Origin of the sequence: Streptomyces sp. NPDC012794 (genome assembly GCF_042901085.1) — a bacterium.
Classification (GTDB): Bacteria; Actinomycetota; Actinomycetes; order Streptomycetales; family Streptomycetaceae; genus Streptomyces.
On sequence record NZ_JBIBCI010000001.1, the window covers coordinates 64,681 to 76,766 of the forward strand.

General features: G+C 73.6%; 12 protein-coding genes and 1 pseudogene. 6 read left to right on the forward strand and 7 right to left on the reverse strand.

What is annotated here, in order from left to right; genetic code table 11:
• Positions 1-31: 31 nt before the first annotated feature.
• Positions 32-1,051, forward strand: a complete 1,020-nt coding sequence (ligD, locus tag ACFY7H_RS00310) for a non-homologous end-joining DNA ligase (protein WP_388930875.1) — start codon at positions 32-34, stop codon at positions 1,049-1,051.
• Positions 1,052-1,073: 22 nt separating this feature from the next.
• Complete coding sequence (locus ACFY7H_RS00315) at positions 1,074-1,583, forward strand: HAD domain-containing protein (RefSeq protein WP_388930877.1); 510 nt, start codon at positions 1,074-1,076, stop codon at positions 1,581-1,583.
• Here ACFY7H_RS00315 and ACFY7H_RS00320 read toward each other — a convergent pair.
• Positions 1,580-2,662 carry a DUF6183 family protein gene (locus ACFY7H_RS00320; protein ID WP_388930880.1) on the reverse strand — a complete coding sequence of 361 codons (1,083 nt, stop codon included), beginning with the start codon at positions 2,660-2,662 and terminating at the stop codon, positions 1,580-1,582. The genes ACFY7H_RS00315 and ACFY7H_RS00320 overlap by 4 nt on opposite strands.
• A gap of 38 nt (positions 2,663-2,700) precedes the next feature.
• On the opposite strand from ACFY7H_RS00320, the pseudogene ACFY7H_RS00325 reads away from it, so the two are divergent.
• Positions 2,701-3,539 (forward strand): annotated as a pseudogene (locus tag ACFY7H_RS00325) (MBL fold metallo-hydrolase).
• Between the two features lie 45 nt (positions 3,540-3,584).
• A complete protein-coding gene (locus ACFY7H_RS00330) occupies positions 3,585-3,821 on the forward strand; it encodes a WhiB family transcriptional regulator (RefSeq protein ID WP_388930883.1) in 237 nt (78 codons plus the stop codon).
• A gap of 142 nt (positions 3,822-3,963) precedes the next feature.
• Here ACFY7H_RS00330 and ACFY7H_RS00335 read toward each other — a convergent pair whose 3' ends face one another.
• The 3 genes from ACFY7H_RS00335 to ACFY7H_RS00345 form a co-directional block, all read right to left on the reverse strand.
• The gene (locus ACFY7H_RS00335) at positions 3,964-4,935 is read right to left on the reverse strand and encodes an acyl-ACP desaturase (protein WP_388930886.1); all 972 of its coding nucleotides are present in this window, start codon (positions 4,933-4,935) and stop codon (positions 3,964-3,966) included.
• A 295-nt stretch (positions 4,936-5,230) separates the two neighbouring features.
• Positions 5,231-6,868 (reverse strand): ABC-F family ATP-binding cassette domain-containing protein, encoded by a 1,638-nt coding sequence (locus tag ACFY7H_RS00340; RefSeq protein ID WP_388930888.1) that lies wholly within the window; start codon positions 6,866-6,868, stop codon positions 5,231-5,233.
• Between the two features lie 189 nt (positions 6,869-7,057).
• Positions 7,058-7,474 carry an SsgA family sporulation/cell division regulator gene (locus ACFY7H_RS00345; RefSeq protein ID WP_388930890.1) on the reverse strand — a complete coding sequence of 139 codons (417 nt, stop codon included), beginning with the start codon at positions 7,472-7,474 and terminating at the stop codon, positions 7,058-7,060.
• Between the two features lie 343 nt (positions 7,475-7,817).
• Between ACFY7H_RS00345 and ACFY7H_RS00350 the strand changes: the two genes are divergently transcribed.
• Entirely contained in the window at positions 7,818-8,909 is a 1,092-nt protein-coding gene (locus tag ACFY7H_RS00350; RefSeq protein ID WP_388932207.1) for a WD40/YVTN/BNR-like repeat-containing protein, read from the forward strand.
• A gap of 6 nt (positions 8,910-8,915) precedes the next feature.
• Here ACFY7H_RS00350 and ACFY7H_RS00355 read toward each other — a convergent pair whose 3' ends face one another.
• The gene (locus ACFY7H_RS00355) at positions 8,916-9,215 is read right to left on the reverse strand and encodes a YciI family protein (RefSeq protein WP_388930891.1); all 300 of its coding nucleotides are present in this window, start codon (positions 9,213-9,215) and stop codon (positions 8,916-8,918) included.
• A 25-nt stretch (positions 9,216-9,240) separates the two neighbouring features.
• Between ACFY7H_RS00355 and ACFY7H_RS00360 the strand changes: the two genes are divergently transcribed.
• On the forward strand, positions 9,241-9,930 hold the full coding sequence (locus tag ACFY7H_RS00360; RefSeq protein WP_388930892.1) for an endonuclease V: 690 nt from the start codon (positions 9,241-9,243) through the stop codon (positions 9,928-9,930).
• A 157-nt stretch (positions 9,931-10,087) separates the two neighbouring features.
• On the opposite strand, the gene ACFY7H_RS00365 is transcribed toward ACFY7H_RS00360, so the two are convergent.
• Together ACFY7H_RS00365 and ACFY7H_RS00370 are read right to left on the reverse strand one after the other, a co-directional pair.
• The gene (locus tag ACFY7H_RS00365; protein WP_388930895.1) at positions 10,088-10,588 is read right to left on the reverse strand and encodes a hypothetical protein; all 501 of its coding nucleotides are present in this window, start codon (positions 10,586-10,588) and stop codon (positions 10,088-10,090) included.
• 279 nt (positions 10,589-10,867) lie between these two features.
• A complete protein-coding gene (locus ACFY7H_RS00370) occupies positions 10,868-12,082 on the reverse strand; it encodes a saccharopine dehydrogenase family protein (RefSeq protein ID WP_388930897.1) in 1,215 nt (404 codons plus the stop codon).
• Positions 12,083-12,086 lie beyond the last annotated feature (4 nt).

Below are 12,086 nucleotides of genomic sequence, written 5' to 3' on the forward strand. Positions count from 1 at the left end.
CGGCCGGCCGCGCACGCCTACCGTGGCGCACATGGGTGCTTCGGGTGGTGCGATCGAGCTGGAGGCGGGCGGGCGGGCGGTACGGCTGTCCAGCCCGGACAAGGTGTACTTCCCGGAGCGGGGCCTCACCAAGCGGGACGTCGCCGAGTACTACCTGGCCGTCGCGGACGGGATCACCCGCGCCCTGCGCAACCGTCCCACCACCCTGGAGCGGTACCCGGACGGAGTGGAGGGGGAGTCCTTCTTCCAGAAGCGGGCCCCGAAGAACCTGCCCGACTGGATTCCCACCGCGCACATCGCCTTCCCAAGCGGCCGTACGGCCGACGAGATCTGCCCGACCGAGCCGGCCGCCGTCCTGTGGGCCGCCAACCTGGGCTGCCTGACCTTTCACCCCTGGCCGGTGCGCCGGGATGACACCGACCGGCCGGACGAACTGCGCATCGACCTCGACCCGCAGCCGGGCACCGACTACCACCACGCGGTGGCGGCCGCGCACGAACTGCGGGCGCTGCTGGACGAGCTGGGGCTGCGCGGCTGGCCCAAGACCTCCGGTGGCCGGGGCCTGCACGTCTTCGTCCCGATCGCACCGCGCTGGACCTTCACCGAGGTCCGCCGCTGCGCGATCGCCCTGGGCCGGGAGTTGGAGCGGCGGATGCCCGGCAAGGTCACCACGGCCTGGTGGAAGGAGGAACGTGGCGAGCGGATCTTCGTCGACTACAACCAGACGGCGCGTGACCGGACCATCGCCTCGGCGTACTCGGTCCGCCCCCGCCCGCACGCCCCGGTCTCGGCGCCGCTGCGCTGGGACGAGGTGGACGACGCGGAGCCGCGCGACTTCGACATCGTGACGATGCCGGCCCGCTTCGCCGAACTGGGCGACCTGCACGCCGACATGGACGAGCACGCCTTCAGCCTGGACGCCGTACTGGAACTCGCGGCCCGGGACGAGCACGAGCACGGCCTTCGGGACATGCCGTATCCGCCGGACTACCCGAAGATGCCGGGCGAACCGAAACGGGTCCAGCCGAGCCGGGCGAAGCACGAGGACTGAAGGCTGGCCTTAGCCTGGCGGCATGTCCGCTCCTTCCCCGCACCCCTTGCTCTTCCTCGATGTGGACGGCCCGCTGATCCCCTTCGGCGGGACGGGCTACCCCACGGCCGCCGACCCCTGGGAGGGGTCCGGCAACCCCCTGCTGGCCAGGCTCGACCCCGCCCTCGGGCCCCGGCTGCTCGCCCTGCCGTGCGAGCTGGTGTGGGCCACGACCTGGGCGGACGAGGCCAACGAGATCCTCTCCCCGCGCCTGGGCCTGCCCCGCCTGCCGGTGGTCGACTGGCCCGAGCCCTCCGACGACGAGGGCCGGGACGGCCTCCACTGGAAGACCCGGCCGCTCCTGGCCCGGGCGGCCGGGCGCCCGTTCGCCTGGGCGGACGACGAGATCACCACCGCCGACCGGGCCTGGGCGGCGGCCCGTCACCCGGCCCCCGCCCTCCTGCACCGCGTCGACCCCCGCACGGGTCTGACGGACGCGGACTTCGACACCCTCGCCCGCTGGCTCGAGCGGGCCGCGGCCCCGGCCCGTTAGTCCGTGTCGGTGGCCGCGAGGACCGCGAGGCGGCGGTGGTCCGGGGAGAGGGCGGCGATGCCGAAGTCGCAGCCGATCTCGTTGTGGAACCACTCCGAGTCGGCCTCGAAGCGGAACCAGGTCGTCTCGCGTGCCAGGCGCTCCGCCTCTTCCGCGCCGGCGCCCGCCGGGGCGCCGGCCAGGCCCGCCATCGAGCGCCACGCCCACATCCGTCCGTAGGCTCCTCCGACGCCCCCTCCGTACACCCCGCCCATCGAGGCGGTGGCGAAGAGCAGCCGCCAGACCTCGCCGAGCGGGCTGAGCGCGACCTCGAAGCGGCCCGTCGGCCCGACCTCGGTGCAGGGCATCGGCAGCGCCGGCAGCAGAGCGGGCACCAGCACGGGGTCGAGGTCCTCGTCCAGCCGGAAGACCCAGGCGTCGAAGTGCCCCCAGTCGCCGGCCTGCGGAGCGGAGACGATGCTCTCGTGGACCTCCACGGTGGCCGTGTTCCGCAGGGCCGAACGCTCGGTGGTACGCGGCACCGGCGGGTCGAGGCGTCCCTCGGCGGGCATCGCGGTCCCGGAGCCGCCGGCGGAGCCGTTGACCGTGCGGTGCGGGAACGCGGCGCCGGCCTCGAAATCGAGCAGCCGCGCAGGCAGCCAGGCCAGGGTGTGCGAAGAACGCGGCTGCGGGATCCCCTGCATGTCCGCGCTCCGGAGCAGCAGCTCGTGGAAGAGGCACGGGGCCAGCTCGTCCGCCGTCCCGGCGCCGGGACGGCCGAAGACGGTGGCGGCGAGGTCGGCGGGCCGCTGGTGCTCCGCGAGGAGGGAGGCGAGCTCGCGGGGGTGGGACGGACGCCGCTTCTCGTCGACGAGCCGCATCAGCTCCACGAGGCTTTGCCGGCCCGGTGTGAGGGCGAGTACCCGTATCACGTGCCCGAGCTGGTGCGCGTACGTCCGTGCCCGTTCCGTGGCGTCCTGGTACTGGTCGCTGAGCCGAGCCCCCAGCTCCCGCAGGTACGCGACGTCGCCCAGCGCGGCCCGGCGCTCGGCCTCGCCCCATACGAAGGCGCCGCCGGGATCGTCCTGAGTCTCTTCCATGATCGTCAGCCTAGTCCCCGCGTTCTTGGACTCCACGGATGACCAGCGACTTCCTCAAGCTCACCTTCCTGGGCTCCGCGACGCCCTACGCCCGCGTGGACAACCCGTGCTCCGGCTACCTGGTGACCGGCGGCGGCACACGGGTGTGGGTGGACGCGGGCAGCGGGACGCTGGCGCGGTTGCAGCGCTCCGTCCGGCTGGACGGCCTGGACGCCATCTGGATCTCGCACCCGCACGCCGACCACAGCGCTGATCTGCTCACCGCGTACTACGCCGCGCTGTACGCGGACATGCGGCTGACCGCTCCCATCCCCCTGTACGGCCCTCCGGGCACCGCCGACCGGCTGGCCCACTTCTTCACCAACGGCTCGACCCGCAGCCCGGTCGAATCCGCCTTCGCCGTCCACGAACTGCCGACGGGCCCCGGGCCCGGATCGGGGCCCTCACCCTGACCAGCCGGGCCGTCGCGCACGGCGTCCCGGCCTTCGCCCTCCGGGCCGACGGCGCCTGCGGGTCGCTGGTCTACTCCGGGGACACGGCGCCGTGCCCCGCCCTGACCCGGCTGGCCGAGGGCTGTGACGTACTGCTGTGCGAGGCGGACAGCGACCGGCCGCCCACCGACGGCGAGCAGATGCACCACACCCCGGAGGACGCCGGCGACACGGCGACCGCCGCCCGGGCGGCCCGGCTGATCCTCACCCACGTCGGCCACGCCCTCACCCCCCGCACAGGCGGTGGCTCGGGCCGCCGCACGCTTCGAAGGTCCTGTGTCTACGCCGCCCCCCGGGGCCGCCTTCCCGATCGCCTGAACGGCGGGGGCGCCCGTGCCGGCCGCACCGGCGGCCGGAGGGCGCCCGAGGCCGTGGCCCGGTGTTGATGAGGTGTTGATCGGACGTCCATCCGGCCCGTTCACGATCGGCACATGTCGATGAACTCCACTGCCGCCCCCGCTTGGTACGAGCAGGCCCTGTGTGCCCAGACCGGCCCCAGCTTCTTCTTCCCGGAGCCGGGGTCCTCGCTCCAGGACGCGAAGCGGCTCTGCGGGGCGTGTGAGGGCAGGGCGGCGTGTCTGGAGTACGCGCTGGCGAACGACGAGCGCTTTGGTGTGTGGGGCGGACTGTCGGAGGCCGAGCGGTACGCGCTGCGCCCGCGCGGCTGACCGTCGCCCTGAGCCCGCTGACCGGGACGGCCGGCCGCGCGGACCCGACGGAGACCCCCGGCCCGGCGGAAACCTTGGGCCGGACAGAAACCCCCCGACGCGGCGGAGCCCCCGGCTCGGCCGGGGGCTCGGGTGGCGCGGCTCAGCCCTTGCGGGCGGCCAGGCGCGCGGCGCGCGCGGCCAGGCGCTCGTCGAACTTGCGGGCCTCGCCGTCCAGGCCGTTCATGAAGAGCCCGAGTTCCTCCTGGGCCTTCTGCCCCTCCGGACCCAGGCCCTGGATGTCCATGATCTTGAGGAAGCGGATCACGGGGCTCAGCACGTCGTCGTGGTGGATCCGCAGGTTGTAGACCCCGCCGATCGCCATCTGCGCGGCCATCCGCTCGAAGCCGGGCATGCCGTGACCCGGCATCCGGAAGTTGACGACGACGTCCCGCACGGCCTGCATCGTCTGGTCGGCGGCCATCTCGAAGGCCGCGGCGAGCAGGTTGCGGTAAAAGATCATGTGCAGGTTCTCGTCCTGCGCGATGCGGGCCAGCATCCGGTCGCAGACCGGGTCACCGGACTGGTGGCCGGTGTTGCGGTGCGAGATGCGAGTCGCGAGCTCCTGGAAGGCGACGTACGCGACCGAGTGCAGCATCGAGTGGCTGTTGTCGGACTCGAAGCCCTCGGACATGTGCTGCATCCGGAAGGCTTCCAGCTTGTCCGGGTCCACGGCGCGCGAGGCCAGCAGGTAGTCGCGCATCACGATGCCGTGGCGGCCCTCCTCGGCGGTCCAGCGGTGCACCCAGGTGCCCCAGGCGCCGTTGCGGCCGAAAAGGGTCGCGATCTCGTGGTGGTAGCTGGGGAGGTTGTCCTCGGTCAGCAGGTTCACGACCAGGGCGATCTTGCCGATGTCGGTGACCTTGGACTGCTGAGGGTCCCAGGCCTCCCCGTCCTCGAAGAAGCCCGGGAAGTTCCGGCCGTCGCTCCACGGGACGTACTCGTGGGGCATCCAGTCCTTGGTGACCTTCAGATGGCGGTTGAGTTCCTTCTCGACCACCTCTTCCAGCGCGTACAGCAGCTTGGCGTCGGTCCACGCCTCCGAGCTGCCGAGGTGGGGAGAGGTGATCGTCACGGGTACTCCTGGGGACAAAGCGAATTACCTACGGTTCCGTAGCCTACGGAGTCGTAGGTTAAGCGCGACATCAAGGAGCGCCAAGTCCCAGGCATCGTTCTGCCCGGCTACATCCGGTTATCTATGCAGTTGGAAGGGGTCCCAGGCCGCTCCACAGCGGTGAGAATCACGCAAGAAGGTGGTCGCCGGCTCCCGCCTTGACGGCGGAAGCCACGGGGGCGCGGGCCCCACCCGGGTCCTGACCCCGCCCACCCGGGTCCTGACCCCGCCTGGGGCGGGTCAGGACCGGGCGGCGCTACTGCCCCATGGCCGCCCGCACCTCCTCGGCCGTGGTCGGCCGGAGCCCGCCGTCGAGCGCCAGCCACCGCGTGATGCCGATCGACTCCAGGAACGGCACGTCGTGGCTGGCCACCAGCAGCGCGCCCTCGTAGGACTCCAGCGCCCCGCCGAGCTGCCGTACGCTCGCCAGGTCCAGGTTGTTCGTCGGCTCGTCCAGCATCAGCAGCTGGGGAGCCGGCTCGGCCAGCAGCAGTGCCGCCAGCGTCGCCCGGAAGCGCTCGCCGCCCGACAGGGTCCCGGCCGCCCGGTCCGCCCGCCCGCCCCGGAACAGGAAGTGCGCGAGGCGCGCCCGGATCACGTTGTCCGTGGCGTGCGGGGCGAACCGCGCCACGTTCTCCACCACCGAGCGCTCGTCGTCCAGGACGTCGAGCCGCTGTGGCAGGAAGCGGGCCGGAACGTGCGCCATCGCCTCCCCGGACGCGGGCGGCAGCAGCCCGGCGATGGTCCGCAGCAGGGTCGTCTTGCCCGAGCCGTTCGCGCCGACCAGGGCGATCCGTTCCGGACCGCGCACCTCCCACTCGCCCGCCGCCCCCGCGCCGTGGGCCAGGCGCAGGTCGCTCAGGGTCAGCACCCGCCGGCCCGGTGGGACCTGGGTGGCCGGCAGCTTGATCCGGATCTCGGCGTCGTCGCGTACCGCGTCGACGGCCTGGTCCAGTCGATCCCGGGCGTCCGCCAGTTTCTCGGCGTGCATGATGCGGTGCTTGCCCGCCGACTCCTGGGCGGCGCGCTTGCGGGCGCCCATGACGATCTTCGGCTCGCGCTTGTTCTCGTTCATCTTCTGGCCGTACCGCTTGCGCCGGGCCAATTTGACCTGGGCTTCGGCCAGTTCGCGCTTCTGGCGCTGTACGTCGGCCTCGGCGACCCGGACCATCCGCTCGGCCGACTCCTGTTCGGCCGCGAGCAGCCGCTCGTAGTCGGTGAAGTTGCCGCCGTACCAGCGGACTTCGCCGCCGCGGAGGTCGGCGATCTGGTCGACCCGCTCCAGCAGCTCGCGGTCGTGACTGACCAGCACCATCACCCCGGACCAGGACTCGACGGCCGCGTAGAGGCGGCGTCGGGCCCGCAGGTCCAGGTTGTTGGTGGGCTCGTCGAGGAACAGGACGTCCGGCCGGGCGAGCAGCAGCGCCGCCAGCCGCAGCAGGACGCACTGGCCGCCCGACAGCTCGCCGACGGTCCGGTCCAGGCCGATCCCGGCGAGGCCGAGCTGGTCGAGCGCGGCCAGGGCGCGCTCCTCCACGTCCCAGTCGTCGCCGACGGCGGCGAAGTTGGCCTCGGTGGCCTCACCCGCCTCGATGGCGTGCAGGGCGGTGCGGGCGGTGCGGATGCCGAGCGCGTCGTCCACCCGCAGGGCGGTGTCGAGGGTGGCGTCCTGCGGCAGGTAGCCGATGCTTCCGGTGACCGACACCTGTCCCGAGGACGGGGTCAGTTCGCCGGCGAGGAGCTTCAACAGGGTGGACTTGCCACAGCCGTTGAGTCCGACCAGGCCGGTCCGGCCGGGCCCGACGGACAGGTGGAACCCGTCGAAGACGGGAGTGCCGTCGGGCCAGTCGAAGGAGAGGTCGGAGCAGGTGGCGAAAACAGGGGCATGACTCATGGAGGCCTCCAGGTTGCGTGAAAGGTGCGTGCAACGCGGGGAGACAGCCGACTGTCACGGGGATCGCGAGGATGCGGTGGTGGTGGTCGGTGTCTCGGACCTCAGAAGAGCAATGTCCTACTCCGTTTCGGCGACTACAGGGCCTTCACGAAGGTACGGACGGGCGGGAGCCGCCCGCAAACGAATAAATCAGCAGGAGCCGCGCATCAGCTCGGCGAGGCTGTGGTCCATGTCGAGGTAGCGGTGTTCCAGCCCTGGCGGTACCAGCGCGGAGGTGCGTTCGAGGAACCGCTGGAGCTCGCCCGTGGTCATCAGCACGATCGCCACCCCCTCCGGGGCGTGGAACTCGACCGTCGTCCGGTCGCCGTCGTACGGCCGCACCCGTACGTCGCCGCAGCCGGCCGGGTGGCGGAGCCCGGACATCAGCAGCTCCCGGGCGAAGGTCCAGGAGACCTCGACGCCTTCCAGCGTGGCCAGGGCGGGGAAGGCCATGCGGACGGCGAAGGGGTCCGAGCGGTCGTAGCAGAGGGTGACGGGGACGGTCTCGACCTTCGGTGCGGTGGCGATCAGTCGGGCCTGCACGGCCTGCTCGATGACAGTGATCAAGGCTCGCTCCCTTGCGGCGGATCTGCTGCCGGGCCCTGGGGTGGAGCCCGGCAACCGGATAGACGCCGGAATCGGCACATCCGTGCATGGCGGATGACGTGAGCTGGGTCACCGATTGGCGGGATCTCACCCGTCTGATCGCACAGAGTGAGCGTATGTGCCGTATGGGTAAAGGGTGCCGTACGGCTCCGAGTCGCGCGCGGCGATTTCAATACGTCCGGTATTCGATCGCTCCAGAGGCGTAAGCGGATGCCGGAAGGGGCCGGAGGGGCGGGGGAGGCGCCCTGGACGGGGCATGCCGGGTGCGTTAGCTTCCCGCGCCATGAGACTTCTGCGAGTTGGCATGTGCGCGGCAGCCCTGCTGGTCGGTGTCGCCGTGGCGCCGGCCTGGGCGGACACCCCCGCGGACCCGTCCCCGGCGATGCCCGGACCGGGCCCGCGGGGCGCCGGCTGGGCGGTCAAGGACACTGGGCAGGAGGGCGCCGAGGGCGTCCGCTTCCGCGGCCTGGCGGCGGTCAGCCGCAGCACGGCCTGGCTGGCGGGATCCAAGGGCAGGGTCCTGCGCACCGGCGACGGCGGCCGCGGCTGGCGGGACGTCTCGCCGCCCGAAGCGGTGGCCGAGGGGCTGGAGCTGCGCGACATCGAGGCCTTCGACGGCCGGCGTGCCGTGGCCCTGTCCATCGGGGAGGGAGAGGCCTCCCGGATCCTGCGCACCGAGGACGGCGGCGCCACCTGGACCGAGACCTTCCGCAATCCCGATCCGCGTGCCTTCTACGACTGCCTGACCTTCTTCGACTCCCGGCACGGGCTCGCCGTGAGCGACCCGGTCGACGGCAGGTTCCGCCTGCTGGCCACCGACGACGGCGGGCGCAGCTGGCGGGTGCTCCCGGACGCCGGGATGCCGCCGGCACTGCCCGGCGAGGCCGGATTCGCGGCGAGCGGCCAGTGCCTGACGGCCGCCGGGCCGCGTGACGTGTGGCTGGCCACCGGCGGCGGTCCCACCGCGCGGGTGCTGCACTCCGCCGACCGGGGCCTGACCTGGCGGGTCGCCGATTCCACGGTGCCGGGCGGCGACCCGGCGCGCGGGGTGTTCGCCCTGGCCTTCCGCGACCGCACGACCGGCCTCGCGGTCGGCGGCGACTACCGCACGGGCCAGGCCTCGCCCCGGGCCGCGGCCCGCTCCGCCGACGGGGGCGGGAGCTGGACCCAGGCGGCGACCCCGCCGCCGGCCTACCGCTCGGGCGCGGCCTGGTACCCGTACGGGCACGCCACGGCCCTGGCGGTCGGACCGACCGGCACGGACGTCACCACGGACGCGGGACGCACCTGGCGGCCGCTGGAGACGGGGTCGTTCGACACCGTCGACTGCGCCGCCGACGGGGGTTGCTGGGCGGCGGGGGAGAAGGGGCGGGTGGCACGGCTGGAGAGGCGCTGAGGGGGGTTACGACGGCAGGGTCTCGCGGACCGGATCGAGGTGGGACGAGGTCCGGGAGGCGATGAACTCCGTGATGCGGTACGCGCAGACGCCCGCCACCGCGAAGGGGTCCTCCGAAGCGATCTTCTCTATCTCGGCCCGGGACACCCCGCGGGCCAGGATCATCCCGCCGTCGCGCGGGACCTTGCGGCCCGAGGCGAGGAAGACGCCGGAGGCGTAGTGACCGTCCAGCCAGGCGACGTGCGCGTCCATCCGCGCTTCGACGGCTTCGACGGGCGCGGTGTAGGTGAGCTCCATGACGAACATGATCGCCAGGCTACTCTCGCACCCCATGACGACTGTGAAGACCCCCGCCGACGAGGCCGAGGCCCGGGCGATACAGGATGAACTGCGCGACCTCGTCGTGCTCGACGAGGCCGGCCCCCCGCCCGGGCGGGGGCTGGTCGCCGGGGTGGACGTGGCCTACGACGACGAACGCGACCTGGTCGCGGCCGCCGCCGTGGTGCTCGACGCCGCGACCCTGGAGGTCGTGGCCGAGTCCACCGCCGTCGGGCACGTCAGCTTCCCCTACGTCCCCGGCCTGCTCGCCTTCCGCGAGCTGCCGACCCTGCTCTCCGCCCTGGAGGCCCTTCCCGTCACCCCCGGCCTCGTCGTCTGCGACGGCTACGGCCTCGCCCACCCGCGCGGCTTCGGCCTGGCCTGCCACCTCGGGGTGGTCACCGGCCTGCCCAGCATGGGCGTCGCCAAGAACCCCTTCACCTTCACCCACGAGGAGCCGGGCGCCCCGCGCGGCGAAGCCTCCCCGCTGCTCGCGCCCGACGGCACCGTCGTCGGCCGGGCCCTGCGCACCCAGCACGGGATCAAGCCGGTGTACGTGTCCGTCGGCCACCGGATCTCCCTGGACAACGCCTGCGCCCACGCCCTCGCGCTGAGCCCCCGCTTCCGCATCCCCGAAACCACCCGCCACGCCGACTCCCTGTGCCGCCGGGCCCTGCGCGAGGCGGTCGACGCCGCTCGGTGACCGGTACCGCGAGGCGCCGGAGCAACTCGTCGGCGGGGAACCTCCGGTCCGCCACCGCCCTGTTCGCGACGCGGTGATCGGGGTCGTCCGCGAGCCGCAGCAGGAGCTCGGGTCCGGGGGGCCAGGAAGCGCCGTACCTTCTCGTCGGGGTCGCGGGTCAGCCGCAGGGCGTCGGCGTGCGTGATGCGCTCCGGCTTCGCCGGCGGTACGGGTTCCGGTTCCCGATCCCGTTCCCGTTCGGGCTCCGGTTCCGGACGGGCGTCCAGGGCGGCCACCGCCCGGCGGACCTCCGGGCCGGTGTCGGCCCGCAGTTTTCCCGTACCGGGCCGGCGAGCAGTTCCCACACGTCCGGCTTCGCCATCAGGGCCCGTACGACGGGGTCCGGGTCGTCGACGAGCACGTCCTGCAGGAGAGCGGCGGGGCCGGGGTCGAAGAGCAGCGACCGCCTGACCACGGGCTCCGGGTCCACGGCCATGGCCTCGGCCACGCCCGGTGGGACGGAGCGCCCGAAATCGGTGAGCGGCAGCGCGTACCGCCTGCGGATCCGCCAACTCTCGTCGTGCGCCAGGGGAGCGAGGGCGGCGGCGTCCGCGCTCCCCTTGTCCAGGACCGCCAGCCGGTGGCCGACATCCCCGGAGGCCACGAGGAGCTCCGTCATCTCCCGGTCCAGCGGCCGGCTCGTGAGCCACCCTTGCCACACGGGCAGTTCGTCGAACGCCGGCAGACGCCCCAGGACGGACGCGGGCAGCGTCCCTCGCAGCGCCAGGGCCCCCGAGCCACGCGTCCACCGCGCCGTCGTTCCCGGCGGCCCGTTCGAGGATCTCGTCCACTGCGTTCATCAGGTCGTTCTCGCTCGCGTCCGCGGGAGCGACCCGGGTGGCCGGGAGGCGGCGGGCCCGGGCCGGAAGGGGCGCCCGGGCCGCGCCGTCGTGCGGGGTTACGCCTCCGCCGCCACCCGGAAGCGGATGCCGGCCTTCTGGAGCCGGGACAGCAGGGCGTCGCCCATCGCCACCGCCGTCGTCAGCTGGCCGGAGCGGTCCGGGAGGGAGTCGTGGGCCAGGCACAGCGCCGACTCCGCCAGCATCTTCGCCGTCTCCCCGTAGCCCGGGTCGCCGCCCGAGACCTCGGTGAACACGCGGCGGCCGCCGCCCTCACCGACGAAGCGGACGGTGAACCAGCTGCGGGCGCGCCGCTCGGCGTCCGGGCCGCGGCCCGGTTCCCACCGGCTCAGCAGCCACCGCCGGGCGGCCGGGACCTGCGCCAGCGCCGCTGTCGCGCCCACCGCCGCAGTCAGGCCCACCGCGACCGGCAGGTGCCGTACGGAGGCGTAGTGGCGGTAGCGGAAGTCCGGCCCGTACCGCTCCAGCGCGGCCGCCGACCGGGTCACGATCCTCGGGTCCAGCACGGGCAGCGGCAGCGCCCAGGTCCCGGTCTCCCGGCTGAACCGCGGGGCGCCCACGGGTCCACGTACCCGGCGCCCCGGCAGCCGGGGCTCGTGCAGCCGGCGGGCCCGGGCGGCCGCCAGGGTCTGGGGCCCCCGGCCCAGCGCGGTGACGGCGGAGGCCAGGGTGCCGCCGGAGGCCAGCGCGCCGGCCCGCAGGAACGCGTCCACCCGCAGCGGCACCCCGGAGGGCAGCAGGCCCACCGTGAAGTACGCCCCGAGATCGGCCGGGATCGAGTCGAACCCGCACGCGTGCACCAGCCGCGCCCCCGTCTCCCGGGCCCGCGCGTCGTGCTCGACGTACATCCGGTCCACGAACTCCGGCTCGCCGGTGAGGTCCACGTAGTCGGTGCCCGCCTCGGCGCAGGCCGCGACCAGCTCCGCCCCGTACCAGACGTACGGCCCGACCGTGGTGGCCACCACCCGGGTGCTCGCGGCCAGTTCGCGCAGGGTCCCCGCGTCCCCGGCGTCCGCCCGCAGCAGCGGCAGGTCCGCGCAGGCCGGGTTCAGGGCGGCCAGCCGCTCGCGCAGCCGCTCCAGCTTGCCGGGGTCGCGTCCGGCCAGGGCCCACCGGCAGCCGGCGGGCGCGTGCTCGGCGAGGTACTCGGCGGTCAGCGCGCCGACGAACCCGGTCGCGCCGAAGAGCACGAGGTCGAAGCCCCGCCCCGGACGGCCCCCGCGGACGGGCTCCTCGTGGACGTGCTCGGTCATGAAC

Bases quoted from the DNA above. Each gene is read 5' to 3' on its own strand.
- ligD (WP_388930875.1), top strand. From the start codon at position 32: ATGGGTGCTTCGGGTGGTGCGATCGAGCTGGAGGCGGGCGGGCGGGCG.
- ACFY7H_RS00360 (WP_388930892.1), top strand. From the start codon at position 9,241: ATGACGACTGTGAAGACCCCCGCCGACGAGGCCGAGGCCCGGGCGATA.
- ACFY7H_RS00330 (WP_388930883.1), top strand. From the start codon at position 3,585: ATGTCGATGAACTCCACTGCCGCCCCCGCTTGGTACGAGCAGGCCCTG.
- ACFY7H_RS00340 (WP_388930888.1), bottom strand. From the start codon at position 6,868: ATGAGTCATGCCCCTGTTTTCGCCACCTGCTCCGACCTCTCCTTCGAC.
- ACFY7H_RS00355 (WP_388930891.1), bottom strand. From the start codon at position 9,215: ATGTTCGTCATGGAGCTCACCTACACCGCGCCCGTCGAAGCCGTCGAA.
- ACFY7H_RS00365 (WP_388930895.1), bottom strand. From the start codon at position 10,588: ATGACGGAGCTCCTCGTGGCCTCCGGGGATGTCGGCCACCGGCTGGCG.
- ACFY7H_RS00350 (WP_388932207.1), top strand. From the start codon at position 7,818: ATGTGCGCGGCAGCCCTGCTGGTCGGTGTCGCCGTGGCGCCGGCCTGG.
- ACFY7H_RS00315 (WP_388930877.1), top strand. From the start codon at position 1,074: ATGTCCGCTCCTTCCCCGCACCCCTTGCTCTTCCTCGATGTGGACGGC.
- ACFY7H_RS00320 (WP_388930880.1), bottom strand. From the start codon at position 2,662: ATGGAAGAGACTCAGGACGATCCCGGCGGCGCCTTCGTATGGGGCGAG.
- ACFY7H_RS00370 (WP_388930897.1), bottom strand. From the start codon at position 12,082: ATGACCGAGCACGTCCACGAGGAGCCCGTCCGCGGGGGCCGTCCGGGG.